The organism is Caproiciproducens puteiluti, assembly GCF_052442865.1.
GTDB lineage: Bacteria > Bacillota > Clostridia > Oscillospirales > Acutalibacteraceae > Caproiciproducens.
This window is the reverse complement of the sequence record NZ_CP194790.1, coordinates 3910711-3934584: the sequence shown is the minus strand read 5'-3', so window position 1 is coordinate 3934584 and position 23874 is coordinate 3910711. Positions and strand designations below refer to the sequence as shown.

The following is a 23874-nucleotide window of genomic DNA, read 5'->3' as shown; positions in this document are numbered from 1 at the left end:
ATGAAGGATATTCGCGAACGGCTGGTTTCTTCCGCACAGGATGCGGGAATCGTGCTGAGTGGGGAACAGACGGAAAGTTTTCAACAATATATGGAGCTTCTGTTGAATTGGAATGAGAAAATCAACCTGACCGCCATTAAAGAGCCCGAAGAAATTGCGTACAAGCATTTTCTGGACAGTATCCTCATTTTGAAGTATCTGAATCTGCCGGAGGGTGCGAAGCTGATCGATGTTGGCACCGGCGCGGGATTTCCCGGCGTACCGCTCAAGCTGATGCGCCCCGGGCTGAACCTGACTCTGTTGGACGGGCTCAATAAACGGCTGGTCTTTTTGCAGGATTTGGCGGAAAAGTTACATTTCAGCGCTGAATTTGTGCATGCGCGCGCTGAGGAAGCCGGAAGGCAGGCCACATACCGGGGAAAATTCGATTTTGCCACGGCGAGAGCCGTTGCGCCTCTGAACCTGCTTTGCGAATATTGCCTGCCGTTTCTGAAAATCGGCGGGGTATTTATCGCGATGAAGGGGCTGGAGCCGGAGGAGGAAGTCCGCGCGGCGAAAAACGCTGTTGCTCTCCTGGGCTGTACGCTGGATGGAATCGAAAAGTTTGAACTGCCGAACGGGGACAGCCGGAGTCTGATACTGATCAGGCGGACGGGACCCATTCCCGCGGCTTATCCGCGGCACGGGGCAAAGATTGCGAAAAGTCCGCTTTAAGCCCTTCTTCCTATGCAGCGACGATCGTTTTTAGAACCGTGATGCCGCTTCGAATAAACAGGAATCGTGTGGAAGGAACCCGAAAGAACACAAACTGCCAAAAAATAACAAATAAAAAAATTTTCAATTACCATAATTTTACAAAAAATCGCCGCGCTCCATGTTATCCTTAACAAAAAGGGACAAGCAAGGAGGCGGCGAATTTGCATATTATGGGTGAAAAGCGCAAAGTGGTTCAGATCAATATCGATTCAATCCATCCAAATCCGGCGCAGCCGCGGCGTTCATTCAGCGAGCAGGAATTGCTGGAGCTGTCGAGAAGCATCCGGACAAACGGATTGCTTCAGCCGATTTCCGTCCGCCGAGTCAAAGGCGGCTACGAGCTGATCGCCGGGGAGCGGAGGCTGCGCGCCTGCAGAATGGCCGGCCTTCCCACCGTCGCCTGTATTATCAGCGATTGTTCCGCGGAAACCAGCGCCGTCCTTGCCATGACCGAAAACCTGCAGCGGCAGGATTTACAGATCTTCGAGGAAGCGGAAGGAATCCGCCGTCTGATCGAGCAGTGGGATGTTACACAGGAGGAAGCTGCACTCCGGCTGGGAAAAAGCCAATCCACGCTTGCAAACAAGCTTCGTCTGCTCAAACTTTCCGAAGAAGAGCGGGAAAAAATTACTGCCTGCGGGCTGACCGAACGGCATGCCCGTGCGCTGCTGCGCATTAAAGAGGAAAAAGTCCGCGAGAAGGTGCTTGGACAGATTATTGGAAAGCACCTGAACGTGCAGCAGACGGACGATCTTGTAGATAAGCTTCTGGAAGAAAATCAAAAACCAAAAAGCAAACGTACTTTTGTAATTAAGGATGTACGTGTCTTTCTGAATACGATCAACCATGCCATTGAGACAATGAAACAAAGCGGTATCAATGCGCAGACGCTGAAAAGCGAAACGGACGAATATATTGAATGTCTGGTCCGTATTCCCAAGACGCAGGCAACGGGTGGAAAAAAGCCTGCTTAATATTGAGTATAAGAGTTTACTCCTATTTCCCTATATCATTTCCCACAAGGCAGGCCGAACGTTATGTTCGGCCTGTTTTGTTTCATGTGAAACATCGGGGGGAAGGGGGGCGAACTCCCTCAGTCAGGCTGCGCCTATTAGCTCCCTCGGGGAGGGGGCCGAATCCCCAGCCTCCCTCTGTGAGGGAGGTGGCGCGCTCGGCGCGGCAGAGGGAGTTTCGGAGCAATCGGACTTCGATTCGACATGGGCCGACTGGAAGCGTGGCCGTAGGCGCGTGCCGACCGGCAGGTCCGCTTCCCCGATCGGCAGGTCCGCATTGTTTCACATGAAACATACGCAAAAAAGGGAGAAAAATCTTTATCTTCCGGAGAAAGAGTGCTATAATAAAACTATTATTCCGTTTATACCCGAAATTGGGGCAACTTTATGGAAAACTGTGTTTCTGTGGGAGCAAACCCGCAGCCGGAGGGAAAGAATGGGAAAAATTATAGCAATTGCGAACCAGAAGGGCGGCGTCGGCAAAACGACGACTTCCGTCAACCTTTCCGCCGCGATGGGCACGAAGGGAAAGAAAACGCTTCTGGTGGATATTGACCCGCAGGGCAATTCTTCAAGCGGGGTGGGTGTTGACCGCCGGGCGGTGAAGAACACCGTTTATGAAGTGCTGATCGGCGAGGCAAAGGCGCCGGAGGTGATTATCCACACGGAGTTTGACAATCTGGACATTATTCCGTCCAGCATGGACCTGGCGGCGGCCGAAATTGAGCTGGTCACGCTGGATCACCGTGAATCCATCCTGAAAAACGCGCTGGTGCCGTTAAGAGAGCATTATGATTATATCTTTATCGACTGTCCGCCCTCGCTTGGAATTATCACAACCAACGCGCTCTGTGTGGCGGACACGCTGCTGGTTCCGATCCAGTGCGAATATTACGCGCTAGAGGGCCTGTCCCAGCTGATGAACACCGTACGGCGCGTCAAACGCCAGTACAACGGGCAGCTGGAGATCGAGGGCGTGCTGCTCACCATGTACGACGGGCGGCTGAACCTGACCCAACAGGTGGTGCAGGAGGTCAAGAAATACTTCCCGCGGAAGGTGTTTGCAACGGCGATTCCCCGGGCGGTGCGCCTTTCCGAAGCGCCGAGCTTCGGCAGGCCGATTCAGTATTTTGACAAGAGCTCCAGAGGGGCCCTTGCCTACGATACGCTGGCGGATGAAATTATTCGGACCAATCGAGAATAGGGGGGAGAGCGATGGCAGTAAAAAAGGGCGGACTTGGAAAGGGGTTGGACGCGATCTTCGCGGAAAACGACACCGAGGACCGCAACGCGGCGGTTGCGCTGAAAATCAGTGAAATAGAACCGAACCGCGCACAGCCCAGAAAAGACTTTAACGATGAGGCGCTGGCCGAGCTCGCCGATTCCATTTCCCGGCACGGGGTGCTGCAGCCCCTGCTGGTACGGCCGATTTTCGGCGGAGGATATCAGATCGTAGCCGGCGAACGGCGATGGCGCGCGGCGCGGATGGCGGGAATCACTGAAGTACCCGCGGTCATCCGCGATATGAGCGACAGCGAGGTAATGGAGCTGGCGCTGATCGAGAACCTTCAGCGCGAAGACCTGAATCCGCTGGAAGAAGCGCAGGGATACCAGTCGCTGATGGAAACCTACGGAATGACGCAGGAAGAAGTCTCAAAGACGGTCGGAAAGTCCCGGCCCACCGTGGCAAACGCGCTCCGGCTGCTGAACCTGCCGCAGAAGGTTCTTGATATGGTACAGTCCGGTTCGCTTTCCGCGGGACATGCCCGGACTCTTTTAAGCTTCCAGAATCCGGAAGAAATGCTGAAAGCTGCAAAAATGGCGGTAGAACAGGGTATTTCTGTAAGAGAACTGGAAAAAATGTCTAAAAAGGCAAACGGACAGCCTGCTGCCAGGCATCTGAAGGAAAAGAAGCGTATTCCTTATTTCAGCGAAGTGGAGCTGGCGCTGAACGAACATCTGGGCCGGAAGGTACAGGTGACCGGGACGAAAAAGCGCGGAGTTCTGCAGATAGAATTTTACGGCGAACAGGATTTGAGTAACCTGGCCGAACTTTTCAACAAAGAATAGCAAAACGGTGGAAAAACAAAGAAATACAGAAATCAGAGGAATATAAAGGAGAACAGAACATGCTGGATATTAAATTGATTCGCAGCAATCCGGAGAAAGTAAAAGCGGGAGCGAAAAAACGCTGTATCGATGTGGACGCACTGGTGGACGATATCCTCAAAATTGACGAGGAACGCCGCGAAGTAACCGGAAAAGTGGAATCCATGAAAGCAGAACAGAACGCCGCTACAAAGAAAATTCCCGTAATGAAAAAAGCGGGTGAAGACACCGCTTCTCTCATGGCGGAATTAAAGACGCTTTCCGAAAAAATCAAGGAGAGTGACGCGCAGCTCGGGGAACTGGAGGAGAAACAGAAAACCCTGCTGCTCTCCCTGCCGAATATGCCGGATGAGGACCTCTTGGCGGGAGGGAAAGAGAACAACCAGCCCATCCGTTTCTACAAGGAGAAGCCTTCCTTTGATTTTGAACCGAAAAACCATGTGGAGTTGTGCGAAAGCCTTGGCATGATCGACTATCAGCGCGGCGCGAAGTTGGCCGGGGCCGGTTCCTGGGTCTACCGCGGGATGGGCGCCAGAATGGAATGGGCGCTTCTCAACTTTTTCGTCAGCGAGCATCTGAACGACGGCTATGAGCTGGTGCTGCCCCCGCACATGCTCAATTATGAATGCGGCTATGTGGCCGGACAGTTCCCGAAATTCACCGACGAGGTATACTGGATTCAGAATCCGACCAGCACCGATAAGAAATTTATGCTGCCTACGGCGGAAACCGCGCTGGTGAACCTGCACCGAGACGAGGTGCTTACAGCGGAGGAACTGCCGCGCAAATATATCGCCTATACCCCGTGCTACCGCAGGGAAGCGGGCAGCTACCGCTCCGAGGAGCGCGGAATGATCCGCGGGCATCAGTTCAACAAGGTGGAAATGGTACAGTACACCACGCCGGAACAGTCGGACGACGCGTTCGCCGAGCTGGTGGGCAAGGCCGAGAAGCTGGTGCAGAAGCTTGGGCTGCATTACCGCCTGAGCAAGCTCGCCGCGGGCGATTGCTCGTTCTCCATGGCGCGCACCTACGACATTGAGGTCTGGATTCCCAGCATGGAAATTTATAAAGAAGTCAGCTCTGCTTCCAACGCGCGGGACTATCAGGCCAGAAGGGGCAACGTGAAATTCAGGGGAGAGGACAAAAAGCTTCAGTTTGTCCATACGCTGAACGCTTCCGGCCTTGCGACCAGCCGCGTGATCCCCGCGATTGTGGAACAGTATCAGAACGCCGACGGCAGCGTGACCGTGCCGGAGGTATTGCGTCCGTTTATAGGATGCGAGGTCATCCGATAAAATCAGAACGAATTCCCCCTGAGGGCTCCTGAAAAGGGAACGCCGCAGGGGGCGTTCCCTACTTATACAGATACAGAAGGTGTAACATGAATCAGAAGGAACTTATTAACGAATATTGCCGCGAGGTGCGGGTTGCCAGCTACGAGGTCGGCGCGCAGCGCCTTTTGAAGCTGAGCGTGCTGATGCGCATGTGCCAGGAAACAAGCGAGCAGCATGTCGATCTTGTGGGGCTGAGCTATGAAAAAATGTATGAGGACGGGATTGTATTCCTCCTGATTACCAACCGTGCCAGAATCAGACGGATGCCGGTACATAACGAGCAAATAACGATCAAAACGCACCCGCGCGGGGTCAACGGGGCGCAGTTTTACCGCGATTTTCTGTTTTACAGCGGGGAAGAGAAGATCATAGACGTCATGCAGACCTCCGTCATTGCCGACCCGGTGACGCATAAGGTGATGCGGCCGAAAAAATTTCTGGATTACGGTATTTTTTCCGGAGAAAAAGTCGGGCCGGAGGACCGCGTCGGTAAGATTACGGTACCGGAGGATCTTCCGCTGGTGGGGGAAAGACCGATCCGCTATTCCGATCTGGATTACAACCGCCACCTGAACAACACCATTTACGGCGATATTTTAACCGATTTTCTGCCGGGCGGCGCACAGGGAAACAAGTACGCGGAAGTACAGATCAATTATGTAAACGAAAGCGCACAGGGCGACGTTTTGAAAATTTACGCAGCGAAGGAAAACGGCCGGGTGCTGATGCAGGGCGTCCACGCAAGGGGGTGCGGTTTCACCGCCGCGGCGACCCTTTTGCCGGTCGGCGAAAAAACGTAAACCGGTATGCTTTCCGGGGACTTGGTTTCCGCTTTATGGAAAGGTGAAAATCTGCTGCTTTTTGATTGAATATTCGCGGTTCAGATGTTATAATAACAAAATATATAAAAAATGAATGAAGAGAGAAAGCGGCTGGAAATGATAGTTTTGCAGCGGCGCGAATGTGACAGGAGGATAAGATGTTAAATACGAACTACTCAGAAAAGTTTGTAAAAGAAGGGCTGACGTTTGACGATGTTTTGCTGATCCCGGCGGAATCCCATGTACTGCCCCGGGAAGTGGACCTCACCACTCAGCTCACCAAAACCATCAAACTGAACACCCCGCTGATGACGGCGGCCATGGACACGGTCACCGAAAGCAACATGGCGATCGCGATCGCCCGCGAGGGCGGTATCGGCATTATCCACAAGAATATGGCGATCGACAAGCAGGCCGACATGGTGGACCGGGTAAAGCGTTCTGAAAACGGCGTCATTGTAAACCCGTTTTTCCTCTCTCCTCAGCATTTTGTACACGACGCAAATGAGATTATGGCGAAATACCGCATTTCCGGTGTGCCGATCTGTGAAAACGGCAAGCTCGTGGGCATTATCACGAACCGCGACATGCGTTTTATGACCGACGAGGATTACGACCAGCCGATTTCCGCCGTTATGACCAAGGAAAATCTGGTCACCGCTCCGGTTGGGACAACCCTTGCGCAGGCACAGGAAATTCTGCGCAAGCACAGAATCGAAAAGCTTCCGATTGTTGACGACAAGGGCAATCTGAAGGGCCTGATTACCATTAAAGATATCGAGAAAGCCGTGCGTTACCCCAGTTCCGCAAGGGACGCGGGCGGCAGGCTTCTGTGCGGCGCTGCGATTGGCGCCACCGGCGACGTGCTGGAGCGCGTTGCGGAGCTGGTAAAGGCACAGGTCGACGTGGTTGCGCTGGATTCCGCTCACGGCCACAACGACGGCGTTCTGGAGGCCGTCAGGAGGGTCAAAAAGGCGTTCCCGAACCTGCAGCTGATTGCCGGAAACGTGGCGACAGGCGAAGCGACCCGCGCGCTGATTGAAGCGGGCGCGGACTGTGTGAAGATCGGTATCGGTCCCGGCTCCATCTGTACGACCAGAATCGTCGCGGGGATCGGCGTCCCGCAGATCACGGCGATTTACGACGCCGCGTGCGCCGCGGAAAAATACGGCATCCCGGTGATCGCGGACGGCGGCATCAAATTCTCGGGTGACATCGTGAAGGCGCTCGCCGCCGGAGCGAACGTCGTTATGGTCGGCTCTCTGGTCGCCGGCTGCGAGGAGTCCCCGGGCGAAACCGAGCTTTATCAGGGCCGTCAGTTCAAGGTGTACCGCGGCATGGGCAGCCTTGCGGCTATGGGCCAGGGGAGCCAGGACCGCTATTTCCAGCAGGATCAGAAAAAGCTGGTTCCGGAAGGGGTGGAAGGCCGCCTGCCGTACAAGGGGCCGCTGTCGGACACTATTTATCAGATGATCGGCGGAATCCGTTCCGGTATGGGCTATACCGGCTGCGCGGACATACAGGCCCTTCACGACAAGGCTCGGTTTATCCGCATTACGGGTGCCGGTCTGAAGGAAAGCCATCCGCACGATATCCAGATCACCAAGGAAGCGCCCAATTACTCTTTCTCCGTATAATTTTGATCGGAATCGGGGGATACTGATTCTTGAGAAAATAAAAGGCTGGCTGGCGGTTCCCTGTCAGGCGGTGGCCAAAGCCGCCGTTGCCGCGGGGGCCTGCTCCGCCATGGTCGGCGGTGCGATTAATCCTTCCGAAGGGGATTACCGCCCGGCTCACAAGGGAGATTCAGAGTTAAAAACGCGCTTAAAATGGTTTTTTTAAAATTATTGAGAGAATGTGTTGACAAACACAAGAAATTCGGGTTATAATATAAAACGCTCCGTTTCAATACAGAGCGGAATATGGCGGCATAGCTCAGTTGGCTAGAGCATTCGGTTCATACCCGAAGTGTCATTGGTTCAAATCCAATTGCCGCTACCATGATATGGCCCGGTGGTCAAGCGGTTAAGACACCGCCCTTTCACGGCGGTTTCACGAGTTCGAATCTCGTCCGGGTCACCATATTTTATTCTGTACACGCGGACTATGGACGCATAGCTCAGCTGGTTAGAGCGCTCGCCTCACACGCGAGAGGTCATGGGTTCGAGTCCCCTTGTGTCCACCAAATAAGAAATGCACCCGAAAGGGTGCTTTTTTATTCCCCGCTTGGGGACTCGAACCCCGGGCGGCGAGTCGCCGCGGACAATTCGCGTACGGAGTTTTTCCTTTCGGGTATCGTATTGCTCGCGTTTGAAGAATAATCGGTTTTGGATTGGGGCTGCCGAAGGCGCGAAAGACGCTGTGCGTCCGCCCGAGTCCCCTTGTGTCCACCAAATAGAAATGCACCCGAAAGGGTGCTTTTTTATTCCCCGCCTGGGGACTCGAACCCCGGGCGGCGAGTCGCCGCGGACAATTCGCGTACGGAGTTTTTCCTTTCGGGTACCGTATTGCTCGCGCTTGAAGAATAATCGGTTTTGGATTGGGTCCGCCGAAGGCGCGAAAGACGCTGTGTGTCCGCCCAAGTCCGCTTGTGCCCACCAGACTGAGTCTGGACGCAATTCGCGTCCGCGCTCTTTTTCATTTCCGGGCTTATGTGCGCGCGTATGAATCCTGCATCTAAATTGAGCAAATGGCACAAATTAAGAAATGCACCCGAAAGGGTGCTTTTTTATTTGGCCCCCACTTTGAGGGAGCTGTCAGGCAAAGCCTGACTGAAGGAGTTTCTCAGAAATTTAGCTGAGGACTCCCTCGGTGCGCCCGGCGCGCCACCTCATTGCTATTTCTCACTGTCCTGAACCAAGTGATCTAACGCGTAGCGGCAGCATTGCAATACCAACATATTAAACGAAATATCATTCTCTTCTGCTGTTTTGTTTAATTCTTCGAAAAGTTTCTCCGTGAAACGGATTGTTCTCGGAATATTAGCATTTGAGAATGGTTTAATAATATTAAACATAAAAACACAACCTTTCCCGGTATTGATATTGTAAGCAATATAGAACAAAAACGCATAGAGCAAACTCTTTCCAGAATTGGCTCAAAAATAGCAGACGCAACTGAATTGTCCCGACGGGCAAAGAGTTAACAATTCGCGCTCGGATTTTTTGGGGTTACCGGAAGTGAAAGACGCTGTGCGTTCCTTTCCTATAAATCAACCATCATGTCATACAGCTTATTGACGGTTTTCCAGTTCCGTACGGTAGCCGAATCAAAAGCCTTTGAAGCGCGTGCGGCAAGCTGCGACTTACGGATGCTTTGGTGGCAAAGTAGATACAGTTCTCTTTTTCCCATCCGCAGGGTATCGGGGCCGATATACTCTCTGCAGATGGTATCATTCTGCACCTGCTCCGGCGGGGCGCCTAAAAAATAGACGTAAAGATGCTCGACCTGTGGGTCAGCGGCTTGTGCCCCCGCTATTTCCGCCGACGTGATCGGAAGCTGCTCGATTAAAACCCGGATTTCGTCCACGCTCCGTATCAGGACGTTGCTTTCAAAACCGAAACGGTCAAGAAAACCGGCTTTTATTTTATCAAGTAAATCCGCTTCCGCAAGAGCCGTCTCAAAAACAGCATTGCCGCTCTGGATGTAGGTTCTTACTTTGCTTAATCCTGAATGAAAAAGCAGCTGCCCCAAATCCGCCATCCTTACCACGTTTTTTCCGCCGACGTTGATCCCCCTGAAAAGTGCGGCATATTTCAATGTTTTTCACCCTTTCCCATCTTATTTTTGTCTCGTCCTGAGCTTTTTATTGATCGGTCGCACAAAACTCCGGATTGCCTAAATCTGTTTATCGATATCATATCACTGCCCGTTTTAAAATGCCAATGTTTCCTGCCGGGCGTACCTCCTACAGCATTTGCAGTTGATTCTGCAACAAGGTTGCGTCCCTCCCCCGCCGAAGGCGGGGGAGGAACATGTTTTGTCCCGCAAACGTAACTGGAATTGCTATAAATAATAGAGCGGAAAGAAAATCTTTTCATTGCGGCTATTTGAATCACAAAAATAAAATAATTCATTTTTACTGTAAATATCCATATAAAATTGAAAATTTATAAATGAAATGCAGGATGATAGCGGATGCTATTTAAAATCGCTTGTCTTTATCCCTTTCCTGTGGTAGGATAATAAAAAAGCACAGTGATGAATGGAAGGGGTATGAATACAGTGAGAATGAAAAAATTGGCGGCACTGGTGCTGACGGCGGCGGTTGTGCTGTCCGCTATGGCCGGCTGCGGAGGAAAACAGGGGACACAGAACGCCGGCGGGACGGCCTCCTCTCAGGGCGCGAAAAGCGGGAGCAGCGACACGATTGTATACGGTTCCGCGGCGGACGCGCGCGGCCTGGACCCCGCTTTGGTGGACGACATTGAATCGGTCAAGATCATGAGCAATATTTACGAGGGCCTGCTGAAATATAAAAAGGATTCCACAGAGGTGGAGCCCAGCCTTGCCGAAAGCTGGAACATCAGCGACGACGGGCTTACCTATGAGTTCCACCTGCGCAAAGGGGTGAAATTTCAGGACGGTACCGACTTTAACGCGGAAGCGGTAAAATTCAATATCGACAGGCAGCTTCCCCCAAAGGTCACGGAGGACATGAGCTACGCTTCCTTCGTATACGGCTCGGTAAAGGACGTGCAGGCGGTGGACGAGTACACCGTAAAGATCAATATGAAGGAACCCTGTACACCGTTCCTGAGCAACCTGGCCATGAACCTGGGCGCGCTGATCGTCAGCCCCAAGGCGCTGCAGGAGAACAACAACAATGTCAACGAGCATCCCGTGGGAACCGGACCCTATAAATTCGTCAGCTGGCAGAAGGACCAGAACACGGTTTTGGTTCGCAACGACGACTACTGGGGGACCAAGGCGCTTACGAAGAATGTCGTGTTCCGCACCATTAAGGACAATTCCGCCCGCGTGGTCGCGCTGAATAACGGAGAGGTCGATATCATCGACGGAATCGACTACACCGTGGTCGACCAGATTTCTTCGGCGGGAAATAAGACCGTCAAATCCCCGGGGATGAACATCAACTATCTGGCGTACAACTGCAGCCGCGCCCCGTTCAACGACGCGAAAACACGCGCCGCGCTGTCCGCCGCGATCAACGTGCCCGAATTGGCGGAAACGCTCTACAAGGGCTATTCGGAGACAGCGACCACCATTTTGCCCACGTTTATGCCGGGGTACGACAAAACGGTCCAACAGACGGACTATGACCCGGAAGCCGCCAAGGCGGCCCTGAAAGCGGCGGGGGTTTCCAGCGTCCATATCATTACCTATACCAGCGCGCGGATGTACAACCCGGCGAACGGCCAGACCCTTGCCGAGGCGGTGCAGGGATATCTTTCCAAGGTGGGCGTCACCTGCACGATCGACGCGTACGACTGGACCACCTATAAGACGAAGCAGCAGCAGGGCGACTTTGACATCTGCTTTGCCGGATGGATCGGCGACAACGGCGACGCCGACAATTTCCTGAGCCTGCTGGCGTCGGACGATCCCGGCATGAACTACGCCCGCTTCAATAATCAGGAGTATAAGGACCTGATCGCGAAGGCGGTAAAGATGCCGATGGGCGAGGAGCGGAACGCCGTTTACGGCGAAGCGGAGAAGCTTGCCGCGAAGGAATCACCGTGGCTTCCCATTTCGCACTCCACAAACCTGATCGCGACGTCGCCCAAGGTCCAGAATTTTCTGTATCACGTGACCGGGATGCTTCCGCTTTCCGGCGTTTCCAAAAATGGCTGATCCGTTTTCCGGTTTTTTCCCCTGCTTCCTCCGGGAGGCAGGGATTTTTTCTTCCTGGGGGCGCCTTTCCGTGGGAGTGAAATGAGGGTTGACAAATCATCGTAAAAATCAGATAATTACCTAGACGGCGTTTCCTTTTCGGCTGAAATCCCGCTTATGAGATGCGGCTTTTATGGTGGGAGCTGTATACAATTGAAAAAGCGAAATCATTTTGGGCAAGCTATTTTGTGATTCCCTGCAAAAGGACTGTGCCTGCGCCAGGGCCGTCACAGCAAAGAATTCAAGTTTTTTGTTTAAGAGAGGATCTATCATGAAAATGAAGAAAATTTTAATCCTTGCGTTGGCGGTTGTTATGGCCGGTTCCCTTGCGGCCTGCGGAATGGGCGATGTGGGCGGTACCCAGTCGGCGCCAAGCGCTTCCTCCCAGGCGGCGGTTTCCTCCGCGGTCGGTTCGGACAATATGGAGGACAGCCTTGCCGGTCTCGAAAAATACCTTTCGTCGAATTCCGTGATTTCCGGAACCCCGGCAGAAATGAAAGCGGATTTTATCGGTGCGAAAAAGGGCGCGAAATATCACTTTGGCTTTAACGGAAAAGACAATGTTACTGTGGAGCTTTATGAATTTGATACCGGCAGTCTTTCCAGCGAGGCTTCCGCCGTTCTGGACGAGGTAAAGGCGAAAAATCAGTTCACCATTATGAACCAGACCGTTCCGGCGGTGATTTCCGACAGCGGGAAATATATTATGATTTATAAGGATACCTCCGGTTCCGATGAAAACAAACAGCATCAGGAAGACGTCACCAAGCTGTTTAAAGCGTTCAAAAAATAAATTTTCAGCGAACGGGCTTTCCGGCAACTGCCGGAAGGCTCTTTTTTGTGCCTTCTAAATCACGGCTCCGTTCTTGACAGAGGGGAAGGGACAGGAATATAATAAGAATTCAGAAATACCATATTTTGGCAGGATCCCGGCAAAACGATAAATCTTCTGCATCATGATCTTTTACCTGAATACGGGAAAATTTTTATGAAACGATGGAGGAACTGAAATGAAGAAAAAATGGATGGCCTTGCTTTTCGTATTGGCAATGGCCGTATCGCTCAGTACAACTGCTTTTGCCGCGGATACCGGCGTTTCCGCGACCTTTACGCTCAGTAACGGCAGTCTTTATCTGAAAGCGGGGGAGACCGCCGTGCTGACCGTCAGCGACAGCAGCGTGTCCTCGCTTCAATGGGCGTCGAGCAATCCCGCCGTTGCCTCGGTGACAAACGGGACCGTTACCGCCTCCGCGCTCGGCAGGACGACGGTTACCGTCACCGCGCCGGACGGACGCAGCGCCGTCTGCGACGTGCATGTCGTGCTGAAGGGGATTGACGTGTCCGAGCATCAGGGAGCCGTGGACTGGGCCAACGTAAAGCTTGCCGGGATGGATTTTGCGATTCTGCGTACCGGCTACGGGAACGAACTGCCGGAAACACAGACGGACGATTGTTTTGCGGCGAATTATGATGGGGCGGTCGCGAACGGAATCAAGGTCGGCGCCTATCACGTCTGCTATGCGACGACTCCGGAAATTGCCGTACAGGAAGCGCAGATGTGCCTCAGCATCCTGAACGGACGCCGTCTGGATTACCCGGTATTTTACGATGTGGAGCAAAACGCGGTAAACAGCGCCATGACGGGGGATCAGCTCTCGGCGATCGTCACCGCCTTCTGCAGCACCATGGCCAACGCGGGATATAAGACCGGAATTTACAGCAACGCAAACCTGTTCAATTCCAACCTGAGCAGCACTGCGCTGAGCGCTTATGATAAATGGGTGGCGCATTATAATGTACCTTCTCCCAATTACAGCGGCGCCTATACGATGTGGCAGTACAGCGACGCCGGCCTGATCGGAGGCGTCAATACTTCTGTCGATCTGGACTACTGCTATGTGGATTACCTTTCCGCGACCCCGGCACAGGCTCCTGTGGACAACACCATTCTGTCCGATACCGGCTCGTCCCTGTCCCTAAAGCCGGGCCAGAGCTACCAGTTTAAGTTTACGCCGAACGGAATCAGCGCGAAGCCCTCCTTTACCACCGGAAATTCCGGCGTGGCGAAAATCGTTTATCAGAAGCTGCTGAACGGCAGCTATTATGTAAAGATCACGGGGGGCGCCGCCGGGACTACCTCCATCTATTCCGTACTGCCGAATCAGACTCCGGTGCGCCGCTGCGTCGTCACTGCGGCGTAAGGCGGCAGTTCGCTTATCCGGCATCTTTCTATCCATCATAATATGAAATATTTGGCGCAGGACAATCAATTTGTTCTGCGCCAATGTTATCATATAAGAACCGGGTTAACTGCAAAAACGGTGGTCGCCGATAACCGTAATCACGGGGCGCGAAAAAATCCAGCTGCTGGTGGCCTTTGCGGGGTTATAATAATAGATCGCTCCGCCGGAAGGGTCCCAGCCGTTGATCGCGTCACGCGCGGCCTTGTAAGCCGAGTCGGAAATAGGGGCGTTGATACCGCCGTCATTCAGACAGCTGAACGCGCCGGGCTGATAGATAACGCCCGCCAGCGTATTGGGGAACGACGGATGTTCGATCCGGTTCAGGATTACGGCGGCGACCGCAACCTGTCCGGTATAGGGTTCTCCTCGCGACTCAGCGGACGTAACGCGGGCAAGCAGGGTGACATCGTTACTGCTGAAGCCTCCCTGTGCGCCGGCAGAGCCGCCCACTCCCAGTGCCGCCAGCGTTTTGGGTCCCGCGATCCCGTCGGCTGTCAGGCCTTTCGCCTTTTGAAAGCTGACAACGGCGCTTTTGGTCTGGCTGCCGAAGATTCCGTCGATCTTTCCTTTATAATAACCCTGATTGCTCAGCTTGGTCTGGATGCTTTTCACTTCTTCGCCCTGGGATCCCACCTTGGAAAGGGTCAGAACCGAGCCGCCCAGATTGGTGACGATTGAGATGACAAGAATGTTTACCAGCACCACAACGATCATTGCCCAGACATATTTCAATTTATTTTCCATATTGAACACCTCTGTACAAATTTTTCCCTCACGTTGCTGTTTTATCCCGAGCAGACCGAAATATTGAAAGATTTACAAAAACGGCCCGGAAAACGCGCAAAAACAGGGGATTATTTTCCATATTGACAGAAAAAAGGCAAATGTTAAAAAAAAGTTAAAAAACTTCAGAAAAAGGGTTGACTTACGGGGATGTATTTGGTATTATAGTCAAGCGCCTTACGAAAGACGCAAAAAACGAAAACGAAACCGAAGCGGCAAAAACACAGAGCGGAAGCGGAGTTTTCGACCAGGACCTTGAAAATTAAACAACGATAGAATTAAGGAACCCGTAATGAACTTGAGAGTATAGAATGTACTTTCGGACGAAGTTGGTTGTCACTTTAAAAGACAACGAAAATACACGTTAGTGTATCGTATTTAGAGCTCTTCAAAAACTCTGAGTATTTCGATATAAACGCCTTCGGGCGATTATATACAATATTTTAGAGAGTTTGATCCTGGCTCAGGACGAACGCTGGCGGCGTGCCTAACACATGCAAGTCGAACGGAATTAAGTTTAACACCGAACACTTTGTTTGGTGGGGACACCTGACCGAGTGGTGGGTGTTGAGCTTAATTTAGTGGCGGACGGGTGAGTAACGCGTGAGTAACCTGCCTTTCAGAGGGGGATAACGTCTGGAAACGGACGCTAATACCGCATGACATATTTGGGCTGCATGGTCTGAATATCAAAGGAGCAATCCGCTGAAAGATGGACTCGCGTCCGATTAGCTAGTTGGTGAGATAAAGGCCCACCAAGGCGACGATCGGTAGCCGGACTGAGAGGTTGAACGGCCACATTGGGACTGAGACACGGCCCAGACTCCTACGGGAGGCAGCAGTGGGGGATATTGCACAATGGAGGAAACTCTGATGCAGCAACGCCGCGTGAGGGAAGACGGTTTTCGGATTGTAAACCTCTGTCCTTGGTGACGAAACAAATGACGGTAGCCAAGGAGGAAGCTCCGGCTAACTACGTGCCAGCAGCCGCGGTAATACGTAGGGAGCAAGCGTTGTCCGGATTTACTGGGTGTAAAGGGTGCGTAGGCGGCTCTGCAAGTCAGGCGTGAAATATATGGGCTTAACCCATAGACTGCGTTTGAAACTGTGGAGCTTGAGTGAAGTAGAGGTAGGCGGAATTCCCGGTGTAGCGGTGAAATGCGTAGAGATCGGGAGGAACACCAGTGGCGAAGGCGGCTTACTGGGCTTTAACTGACGCTGAGGCACGAAAGCATGGGTAGCAAACAGGATTAGATACCCTGGTAGTCCATGCCGTAAACGATGATTACTAGGTGTGGGGGGTCTGACCCCTTCCGTGCCGGAGTTAACACAATAAGTAATCCACCTGGGGAGTACGGCCGCAAGGTTGAAACTCAAAGGAATTGACGGGGGCCCGCACAAGCAGTGGAGTATGTGGTTTAATTCGAAGCAACGCGAAGAACCTTACCAGGTCTTGACATCCAACTAACGAAGCAGAGATGCATCAGGTGCCCTTCGGGGAAAGTTGAGACAGGTGGTGCATGGTTGTCGTCAGCTCGTGTCGTGAGATGTTGGGTTAAGTCCCGCAACGAGCGCAACCCCTGTGATTAGTTGCTACGCAAGAGCACTCTAATCAGACTGCCGTTGACAAAACGGAGGAAGGTGGGGACGACGTCAAATCATCATGCCCTTTATGACCTGGGCTACACACGTACTACAATGGCTGTTAACAAAGGGAAGCAAGACCGCGAGGTGGAGCAAAACCTAAAAAACAGTCTCAGTTCGGATCGCAGGCTGCAACCCGCCTGCGTGAAGTTGGAATTGCTAGTAATCGCGGATCATCATGCCGCGGTGAATACGTTCCCGGGCCTTGTACACACCGCCCGTCACACCATGGGAGCCGGTAATACCCGAAGTCAGTAGCCTAACCGCAAGGGAGGCGCTGCCGAAGGTAGGATTGGCGACTGGGGTGAAGTCGTAACAAGGTAGCCGTATCGGAAGGTGCGGCTGGATCACCTCCTTTCTATGGAGACATGAGCAGCTGAATAGGCTGGTCTAACATCCTAGGTCGGTTACGGAAGACGAAATTCGAATCGTTGTTTAATTTTGAAGGCCCCGGGCAGTGCCCGGTGACAATGGCCCGCCGCAGGAATGCAGCAGGAAATTGCCCCGGTGTGGCGGGACGGTAACAACCGGCTCCCGGCACAGAACTGCAAGAGAGCTTTCAGAGAAGTGGAAACAAGGGTAGAACACCTGAGTGAAGCTACCTTTATATGGGGGTTTAGCTCAGCTGGGAGAGCGCCTGCTTTGCAAGCAGGAGGTCAACGGTTCGATCCCGTTAATCTCCACCAGCGGCGAGTCGCCGCAGACAATTCGCGGGTAAGATTTGACGGAAACGTGAAATGAGTGCACGCGGAAAGAAGCGAAGACGAGCCAAAACAAAATGTGGCTAAGGGTGACAACCTGAACGCCGGAATATGGGCTTATAGCTCAGCCGGTTAGAGCGCACGCCTGATAAGCGTGAGGTCGGTGGTTCGAGTCCACTTAAGCCCACCACGGACACAGTCCGTTTTTGCCGCGCACAAAGCAAACTTGAAAGAGGAAGCGGAGTGCCCGCGTAACGGAGGAAGTCCTCAAAAATACATACGGTAGTTTGAATTCACTTCTGTGGAGGAAAGGGTATCGTGTGGAAAAGGTCGGCAGAAGGTAGAATCCGCGACAGAACGGGTCTTTTGATCTGGGAGCTGTCCCGCGATGAAACGGCCTGCGGCCGTGTACATTGAAAACTGAATAAAGAAGAAGCAGATATTAAGCGAGAAATAACTTGTTATTTTTAGATTTAAAATCTACAATTTCAAATTTTTAAAGAAGAACCAAGAAAAAACACATGGTCAAGCTACAAAGAGCGCAAGGGGAATGCCTTGGCACTGGGAGCCGATGAAGGACGCGACTAACTGCGAAAAGCTATGGGGAGCCGTAAGTGGGCATTGATCCATAGATATCCGAATGGAGCAATCCAACTGGAGTCATGTCCAGTTATCATACACTGAATTCATAGGTGTATGAGGGGAACCGCCTGAACTGAAACATCTAAGTAGGGCGAGGAAAAGACATCAAATGAGATTCCGCTAGTAGTGGCGAGCGAACGCGGAAGAGGCCAAACCGGGGGTAGCAATACTCCCGGGGTTCGGACAGCAATGTGGATGCTGGAATTTAGCAGAATGGCATGGGAAGGCCAACGAAACAGTGTGAGAGTCACGTATGCGAAAAAGGAAAGCGCCTAGCTGTATCCAGAGTACCGCCGGACACGTGAAACCCGGTGGGAATATGGGGGGACCACCCTCCAAGCCTAAATACTACCCAGTGACCGATAGTGAACAGTACTGTGAAGGAAAGGTGAAAAGGACCCCGGAAGGGGAGTGAAAAAGAACCTGAAACCTTGTGCTTACAAGCACCGAGAGCCCGTCAAAGGGTGATCGGGTACCTTTTGTAGAATGGTCCGGCGAGTGAATGTAACTGGCAAGGTTAAGTCCTTAAGGGATGGAGCCGCAGGGAAACCGAGTCTGAACAGGGCGTATGAAGTCAGTTGTATTCGACCCGAAACCGGGTGACCTACCCATGTCCAGGTTGAAGTGGGGGTAAAACCCCATGGAGGACCGAACCGACTCCTGTTGAAATAGTAGCGGATGAGGTGTGGGTAGCGGAGAAATTCCAATCGAACCCGGAGATAGCTGGTTCTCTCCGAAATAGCTTTAGGGCTAGCCTCGTATTAGATTACCGGAGGTAAAGCACTGAATGGTCTAGGGGCCGAAAGGCTACTGAAACCTATCAAACTCAGAATGCCGGATAATTGATGTACGGGAGTCAGACAGCGTGAGATAAGTTTCGTTGTCAAAAGGGAAACAGCCCAGACCCACAGCTAAGGTCCCAAAATATGGTTAAGTGGAAAAGGATGTGGGGTTGCACAGACAACCAGGATGTTGGCTTAGAAGCAGCCACTCATTAAAAGAGTGCGTAATAGCTCACTGGTCGAGTGACCCTGCGCCGAAAATTTAACGGGGCTAAATCATATACCGAAGCTTGGGATTCCGTAAGGAATGGTAGGAGAGCGTTGAATAAGGGGTGAAGTCAGAGCGGAAGCGCTGGTGGACTTTATTCAAGTGAGAATGCCGGAATGAGTAGCGAGAAATGTGTGAGAATCATATTGGCCGAAAGTCTAAGGTTTTTGGAGGAAGGTTCGTCCGCTCCAAGTAAGCCGGGAGCTAAGGTGAGGCCGAGAGGCGTAGCCGATGCACATACGGTGGAAATTCCGTAGCCGCCAAAAGATTTAAGTAAGAGGACACCTGCAAAGGGCATAACCCGGGCGATGGTTGACCCGGGCGTAAGGGACCGAAATTAGAGTAGGGAAGTATGCTTAGCGCAGGGCGAGAAAAGTCTTATGTATATCTTCGGCGCCCGTACCGCAAACCGACACAGGTAGATAGGAAGAGAATTCCAAGGCCAACGGGAGAAGGGTAGTTAAGGAACTCGGCAAATTGACCCCGTAACTTAGGGAAAAGGGGTGCCACAGCAATGTGGCCGCAGAGAATAGGCCCAGGCGACTGTTTAGCAAAAACACAGGTCTCTGCCAAATCGCAAGATGAAGTATAGGGGCTGACACCTGCCCGGTGCTGGAAGGTTAAGAGGAGATGTGCAAGCATTGAATTGAAGCCCCAGTAAACGGCGGCCGTAACTATAACGGTCCTAAGGTAGCGAAATTCCTTGTCGGGTAAGTTCCGACCCGCACGAATGGTGTAACGATCTGGGCACTGTCTCAATTACCCGCCCGGCGAAATTGTAGTACCGGTGAAGATGCCGGTTACCCGCGACAAGACGGAAAGACCCCATGGAGCTTTACTGCAGTTTAATATTGGGTTTCGGTAATTTATGTACAGGATAGGTGGGAGACTGCGAAGCAAGGGCGCCAGCCTTTGTGGAGTCGCTGTTGGGATACCACTCTTAAGTTGCTGAAATTCTAACCTGCGGCCGTGAATCCGGCCGGGGGACATTGTTAGACGGGCAGTTTGACTGGGGCGGTCGCCTCCAAAAGAGTAACGGAGGCGCTCAAAGGTCAGCTCAGCACGGACGGAAACCGTGCCTTTGAGTGTAAACGCGTAAGCTGGCCTAACTGCGAGGGTGACGGCCCGAGCAGTAACGAAAGTTGGAGTTAGTGATCCGGCGGTATGAGAGTGGAATTGCCGTCGCTCAACGGATAAAAGCTACCCTGGGGATAACAGGCTGATCTCCCCCAAGAGTCCACATCGACGGGGAGGTTTGGCACCTCGATGTCGGCTCATCACATCCTGGGGCTGTATTCGGTCCCAAGGGTTCGGCTGTTCGCCGATTAAAGTGGTACGCGAGCTGGGTTCAGAACGTCGTGAGACAGTTCGGTCCCTATCTGTCGTGGGCGCAGGATATTTGAGGAGAGCTGTCCTTAGTACGAGAGGACCGGGATGGACGCACCGCTGGCGCACCAGTTGTCATGCCAATGGCACAGCTGGGCAACTATGTGCGGATCGGATAAACGCTGAAAGCATCTAAGCGTGAAGCCGACTCCAAGATTAGATATCCCATAGCGTAAGCTAGTAAGGCCCCTTGAAGACTACAAGGTTGATAGGCTGCGTGTGTAAGTACGGTAACGTATTCAGCTTGGCAGTACTAATAGGCCGAGGGCTTGACCATATTTTTCTTGGCAACCCTCATTTCTCACTTCTGCTTCCTTCCCTTTATTCAGTTTTCAGTGTACAATTTGTACCTGTAGAAATGCAAAGAGCATACGCAGTGTGTTTTTCGCTATGATTGCCGGAAGCGCGTACCGACTGCTAAGTTTGGTTCTCAGTGTACAATATGGATAGAACATAAGACCTATCGTTTAGATGGGTCTTTTTTTGCATTTAAAATGAAATTATGAATGTTTTTTGTCTGGTAATGATTTCCGCGTGGATATCAAAGGGCATATGGGGTTGACTTTTTGTGAGTTTTCCCGTACCATTGTATTCATCTTTTAATACAGAAGGCGAAAACAGAACGCCTATACGAACGGAGGATGGTGGCAGTGGCATCTGTCGGTATTGGAGTCCTTTTTTTAATCATGGTTGTCAGCTTACTTGCGCTTGCCGCACGCGTGCTTTTTGCTTTGGCGGCCTACAATGACGCCTGTGCGAAAGCGAACCCGGACGCGCTGATGTGGGGCCTTCTGATCGGATTTTTGGGTCTGATTCCGGGCATTATATATCTTTGTATCCGAAATTCGTCAAGGAACTATATTATGTGCCCCAACTGCGGTTTCAGACATTATTTTTATGACGCGGTCTGCCCGCGGTGCGGAGCGCCGAACCAGCCCCCACAGAATAGGAATCCCCTGGCGGGAGAGCAGGTCCGCCGCGCGAAGCTTTTCCTTACCATCGCCGTTGCGCTGACGGGCGTGGCCCTTCTTGCCGTTATTGTGTGCATGGTTTTTGTGGTGAGCATCTCTTCCTTCGGAGGGAATTCCTTTTATTATTAACGAACAGACAGAATCGCGAATAGAAGCTTGGAGGACAGCAATGCTTGAAGTTTTAGACTTAACAAAGAAATACAGAAATACATTGGCGAACGACCATCTGAATTTCCGGGTGGATCCGGGCGAAATCGCGGTGATGATCGGTCCCAACGGCGCGGGAAAATCAACGGCGATCAAGTGTATCGCGGGGCTGCTGCGCTTTAACGGGAATATCGCCGTCTGCGGATATCCGAATAAAACCGTGGAGGCAAAGCGGAATTTCGGCTATATTCCGGAAATACCGGCGCCGATTGAAACGCTGACGGTCTACGAGCATCTGGAATTTATCGCACGTGCATATAAGGTGGAGGACTGGAAGGATAAAGCCAGGGCGCTGCTGGAACGCATGGAGCTGGACGATAAGCGCAAGAAGCTGGGCAAGGAGCTGAGTAAGGGAATGCAGCAGAAGCTCAGCATCTGCTGCGCGCTGCTTCCTGAGCCAAAGGTGGTTCTGATGGACGAACCCCTGATCGGATTGGACCCACATGCGATCAAGGAGCTGAAAACTATGCTGACGGAGCTGCGGGAAAAGGGCTGCGCCGTTCTGGTCAGCACACACATGCTGGACAGTGTGCGGGACTTTTGGGATAAGGCCCTGATTATGATGGACGGAAAAATCGCTGCGGTCCGCACCCGCGCGGAAATAGAAAGCACCGGCGAGGATCTGGAACAGCTGTTCTTTTCCATTACGGAAGGCGCGCAGACGGGCGGGGATGCGCGATGAGAGCGATACTGTATTTGATCCGGAAGGAAATCAAAAACGCCGTGATCGACCTGCTGCACCACCCGGCGAGGCTGATTCTGTATCTGTTTCTGGCGGCAATGCTGGGGCTCTCCTTGTTAAACGGAACGGAACGCGAAGTACGCGAACCCGGCAGCTACCTGGACATTGGGATCCTGCACGGGGTTTATTTTGCCATTCTCTTTTTGATTACGGTCCCCAGTGTGCTGAGCGGGCTGAAAAGCGGGGCTACGTTTTTCAGAATGTCCGATGTGAATTTCCTGTTTGTCTCGCCTATTTCCCCTAAAAAAATACTTGCCTACGGCCTTGTCAAGCAGATGGCCTCCAGCATCTTTATGATGATTTTTCTGATGTTTTACGCCGGAATGGCGATTAACCTGTTTGGGATTACGGTCTGGCAGATGGTCGCGCTGGTGGCCGGAATTGCGCTGATCGTGTTCACCATTCAGCTGATTACCCTTTTGGTCTACAGCTACTCCAGCGGCCGCCCGGAGCGCACAGGATGGATTAAAACGGTGCTGTACGCGGAAATCGGGATGATGGTGGCGTTTACCCTGAGTAATTTTTGGTTCCACGGTGCCAACCAGCAGTCGCTTTTCGCCGCGCTGGCCTCGCCATATCTGGAATTCGCGCCGGTTGTCGGATGGATCAAGGGAATGGTATTCGCCATCATGAACGGGGATACCGTGCGCGCCGCCGTATTCGCGGCTTTGAACGCGGCAGTGGTTGCGGGGAGCGTCCTTCTGTTCGCCAAAAGCAATTCGGATTATTATGAGGATGTGCTCCAGACCACCGAAAGCACATTTGAATTGAAACAGGCAGTGAAAGACGGAAAGACGGCGGGAGTGCGCGGCATGAACACCCAGCCCCGCCGGGTGACGGACACGGGTATTTGGCACGGATGGGGAGCGAGCGTCTTTTTCTTCAAGCATATCCGTGAAATGAAACGTAAAAACCGTATCCCGTTTCTCCGTGGCACCAGCATTGTGCTGCTGGCGATCAACGTGATTCTGGCGTTCGTGCTCAGGGCGATCAGCGGCGGAGCGAGGGACGACGGGATGCCCAGCGGCCTCATTCTGGTGATTGCGCTGAGTATGAGCAGCTATATCCAGTTCTTCTTCAATGCCGCCGGCGACTGGACGCTGGAGCTGATGAAGCCGTATATTTACCTGGTACCGGAAAAACCGTTCGCAAAGCTGTTCTGGGCCAGCCTGACGACGCTTCTGACGCCGGTTGTAGACGGCGTGATCATTTTCGCCGTGCTCGGCGTCATGCTGCGCGCGAATCCTGTTACCGCGCTCGTCTGTATGCTGCTCTATGCTTCCATGGGCTTTATTTATACCGCGGGGAACGTCCTTTCCCAGCGGATATTCGGCCAGCTGGTAAATAAGGGACTGCTGATGTTCGCCTATATGCTGATGCTGATTGTCCTGCTGCTGCCGGGAGCGGGAATCAGCCTTGCGCTTTATCTCCTTGTTGAAAATATTCCCCTGACGCTGCTGGGGCTGCCGGTTTTTATCAGCAATGTGCTGGTATCCATCGGGATTTTCGCAGCCTGCCGCAATATGCTGAGTTCCGCCGAAATGAACAGCTAAGCCTGCAAAAGCCTTAAAAATCCGTGTTTTCGGTGTATAAGAGCCGAAAAAACCGTCCAAAAT

At 52.4% G+C, this 23874-nt stretch carries 15 protein-coding genes, 5 tRNA genes and 2 rRNA genes; 20 read left to right on the top strand and 2 right to left on the bottom strand.

What is annotated here, in order from left to right; all coding sequences use genetic code 11:
- From rsmG to ACRQU7_RS19005, 10 genes are all read left to right on the top strand, one after another.
- A complete protein-coding gene (gene rsmG, locus ACRQU7_RS19050; RefSeq protein ID WP_444642702.1) occupies positions 1-714 on the top strand; it encodes a 16S rRNA (guanine(527)-N(7))-methyltransferase RsmG in 714 nt (237 codons plus the stop codon).
- Positions 715-926: 212 nt separating this feature from the next.
- A complete protein-coding gene (locus ACRQU7_RS19045; protein ID WP_444645638.1) occupies positions 927-1730 on the top strand; it encodes a ParB/RepB/Spo0J family partition protein in 804 nt (267 codons plus the stop codon).
- A gap of 475 nt (positions 1731-2205) precedes the next feature.
- Entirely contained in the window at positions 2206-2973 is a 768-nt protein-coding gene (locus tag ACRQU7_RS19040) for a ParA family protein (RefSeq protein WP_141826722.1), read from the top strand.
- Between the two features lie 11 nt (positions 2974-2984).
- Positions 2985-3839, top strand: a complete 855-nt coding sequence (locus ACRQU7_RS19035; protein WP_444642700.1) for a ParB/RepB/Spo0J family partition protein — start codon at positions 2985-2987, stop codon at positions 3837-3839.
- A 59-nt stretch (positions 3840-3898) separates the two neighbouring features.
- Complete coding sequence (gene serS / locus ACRQU7_RS19030; RefSeq protein ID WP_444642698.1) at positions 3899-5176, top strand: serine--tRNA ligase; 1278 nt, start codon at positions 3899-3901, stop codon at positions 5174-5176.
- Positions 5177-5262: 86 nt separating this feature from the next.
- Positions 5263-6015 (top strand): acyl-[acyl-carrier-protein] thioesterase, encoded by a 753-nt coding sequence (locus ACRQU7_RS19025; RefSeq protein ID WP_444642696.1) that lies wholly within the window; start codon positions 5263-5265, stop codon positions 6013-6015.
- Between the two features lie 179 nt (positions 6016-6194).
- Positions 6195-7673 (top strand): IMP dehydrogenase, encoded by a 1479-nt coding sequence (gene guaB / locus ACRQU7_RS19020; RefSeq protein WP_038322405.1) that lies wholly within the window; start codon positions 6195-6197, stop codon positions 7671-7673.
- A 287-nt stretch (positions 7674-7960) separates the two neighbouring features.
- Positions 7961-8037: transfer RNA gene (locus ACRQU7_RS19015), tRNA-Met, on the top strand.
- A 6-nt stretch (positions 8038-8043) separates the two neighbouring features.
- A tRNA-Glu gene (locus ACRQU7_RS19010) sits at positions 8044-8118 on the top strand.
- 26 nt (positions 8119-8144) lie between these two features.
- Positions 8145-8221: transfer RNA gene (locus tag ACRQU7_RS19005), tRNA-Val, on the top strand.
- Positions 8222-9240: 1019 nt separating this feature from the next.
- Here ACRQU7_RS19005 and ACRQU7_RS19000 read toward each other — a convergent pair.
- On the bottom strand, positions 9241-9795 hold the full coding sequence (locus tag ACRQU7_RS19000; RefSeq protein ID WP_444642694.1) for a DUF1697 domain-containing protein: 555 nt from the start codon (positions 9793-9795) through the stop codon (positions 9241-9243).
- A 471-nt stretch (positions 9796-10266) separates the two neighbouring features.
- Here ACRQU7_RS19000 and ACRQU7_RS18995 point away from each other — a divergent pair, with 471 nt between their 5' ends.
- The 3 genes from ACRQU7_RS18995 to ACRQU7_RS18985 all read left to right on the top strand — a co-directional run bounded on the left by ACRQU7_RS18995 (position 10267) and on the right by ACRQU7_RS18985 (position 14090).
- Positions 10267-11850, top strand: coding sequence for an ABC transporter substrate-binding protein (locus ACRQU7_RS18995; protein ID WP_444645636.1), 1584 nt, complete (start codon positions 10267-10269; stop codon positions 11848-11850).
- A gap of 310 nt (positions 11851-12160) precedes the next feature.
- Positions 12161-12682 carry an LptM family lipoprotein gene (locus ACRQU7_RS18990; RefSeq protein ID WP_444642692.1) on the top strand — a complete coding sequence of 174 codons (522 nt, stop codon included), beginning with the start codon at positions 12161-12163 and terminating at the stop codon, positions 12680-12682.
- Positions 12683-12899: 217 nt separating this feature from the next.
- Positions 12900-14090 carry a GH25 family lysozyme gene (locus ACRQU7_RS18985; RefSeq protein ID WP_444642689.1) on the top strand — a complete coding sequence of 397 codons (1191 nt, stop codon included), beginning with the start codon at positions 12900-12902 and terminating at the stop codon, positions 14088-14090.
- A gap of 105 nt (positions 14091-14195) precedes the next feature.
- On the opposite strand, the gene sleB is transcribed toward ACRQU7_RS18985, so the two are convergent.
- On the bottom strand, positions 14196-14876 hold the full coding sequence (sleB, locus tag ACRQU7_RS18980) for a spore cortex-lytic enzyme (protein WP_038322408.1): 681 nt from the start codon (positions 14874-14876) through the stop codon (positions 14196-14198).
- Between the two features lie 479 nt (positions 14877-15355).
- On the opposite strand from sleB, the gene ACRQU7_RS18975 reads away from it, so the two are divergent.
- The 7 genes from ACRQU7_RS18975 (at position 15356) to ACRQU7_RS18945 (ending at position 23811) form a co-directional block, all read left to right on the top strand.
- Positions 15356-16917: ribosomal RNA gene (locus ACRQU7_RS18975) — 16S ribosomal RNA — on the top strand.
- Positions 16918-17169: 252 nt separating this feature from the next.
- Positions 17170-17245, top strand: a tRNA-Ala gene (locus ACRQU7_RS18970).
- A gap of 128 nt (positions 17246-17373) precedes the next feature.
- A tRNA-Ile gene (locus ACRQU7_RS18965) sits at positions 17374-17450 on the top strand.
- 333 nt (positions 17451-17783) lie between these two features.
- Positions 17784-20615: ribosomal RNA gene (locus tag ACRQU7_RS18960) — 23S ribosomal RNA — on the top strand.
- Together the 16S and 23S rRNA genes with 2 tRNA genes alongside form the textbook arrangement of a ribosomal RNA operon.
- Before the next feature lie 373 nt (positions 20616-20988).
- The gene (locus tag ACRQU7_RS18955; protein WP_444642687.1) at positions 20989-21438 is read left to right on the top strand and encodes a zinc ribbon domain-containing protein; all 450 of its coding nucleotides are present in this window, start codon (positions 20989-20991) and stop codon (positions 21436-21438) included.
- Between the two features lie 40 nt (positions 21439-21478).
- Positions 21479-22198, top strand: coding sequence for an ABC transporter ATP-binding protein (locus ACRQU7_RS18950; RefSeq protein ID WP_444642685.1), 720 nt, complete (start codon positions 21479-21481; stop codon positions 22196-22198).
- Entirely contained in the window at positions 22195-23811 is a 1617-nt protein-coding gene (locus ACRQU7_RS18945; protein ID WP_141826712.1) for a putative ABC exporter domain-containing protein, read from the top strand. Before ACRQU7_RS18950 ends, ACRQU7_RS18945 begins: the two co-directional genes overlap by 4 nt.
- Positions 23812-23874: the final 63 nt, after the last annotated feature.

What these genes read in the sequence shown, in the direction of transcription:
- rsmG (WP_444642702.1), top strand. Translation starts at nt 1, where the DNA reads ATGAAGGATATTCGCGAACGGCTGGTTTCTTCCGCACAGGATGCGGGA.
- ACRQU7_RS19045 (WP_444645638.1), top strand. Translation starts at nt 927, where the DNA reads ATGGGTGAAAAGCGCAAAGTGGTTCAGATCAATATCGATTCAATCCAT.
- ACRQU7_RS19040 (WP_141826722.1), top strand. Translation starts at nt 2,206, where the DNA reads ATGGGAAAAATTATAGCAATTGCGAACCAGAAGGGCGGCGTCGGCAAA.
- ACRQU7_RS19035 (WP_444642700.1), top strand. Translation starts at nt 2,985, where the DNA reads ATGGCAGTAAAAAAGGGCGGACTTGGAAAGGGGTTGGACGCGATCTTC.
- serS (WP_444642698.1), top strand. Translation starts at nt 3,899, where the DNA reads ATGCTGGATATTAAATTGATTCGCAGCAATCCGGAGAAAGTAAAAGCG.
- ACRQU7_RS19025 (WP_444642696.1), top strand. Translation starts at nt 5,263, where the DNA reads ATGAATCAGAAGGAACTTATTAACGAATATTGCCGCGAGGTGCGGGTT.
- guaB (WP_038322405.1), top strand. Translation starts at nt 6,195, where the DNA reads ATGTTAAATACGAACTACTCAGAAAAGTTTGTAAAAGAAGGGCTGACG.
- ACRQU7_RS18995 (WP_444645636.1), top strand. Translation starts at nt 10,267, where the DNA reads ATGAAAAAATTGGCGGCACTGGTGCTGACGGCGGCGGTTGTGCTGTCC.
- ACRQU7_RS18990 (WP_444642692.1), top strand. Translation starts at nt 12,161, where the DNA reads ATGAAAATGAAGAAAATTTTAATCCTTGCGTTGGCGGTTGTTATGGCC.
- ACRQU7_RS18985 (WP_444642689.1), top strand. Translation starts at nt 12,900, where the DNA reads ATGAAGAAAAAATGGATGGCCTTGCTTTTCGTATTGGCAATGGCCGTA.
- sleB (WP_038322408.1), bottom strand. Translation starts at nt 14,876, where the DNA reads ATGGAAAATAAATTGAAATATGTCTGGGCAATGATCGTTGTGGTGCTG.
- ACRQU7_RS18950 (WP_444642685.1), top strand. Translation starts at nt 21,479, where the DNA reads ATGCTTGAAGTTTTAGACTTAACAAAGAAATACAGAAATACATTGGCG.
- ACRQU7_RS18945 (WP_141826712.1), top strand. Translation starts at nt 22,195, where the DNA reads ATGAGAGCGATACTGTATTTGATCCGGAAGGAAATCAAAAACGCCGTG.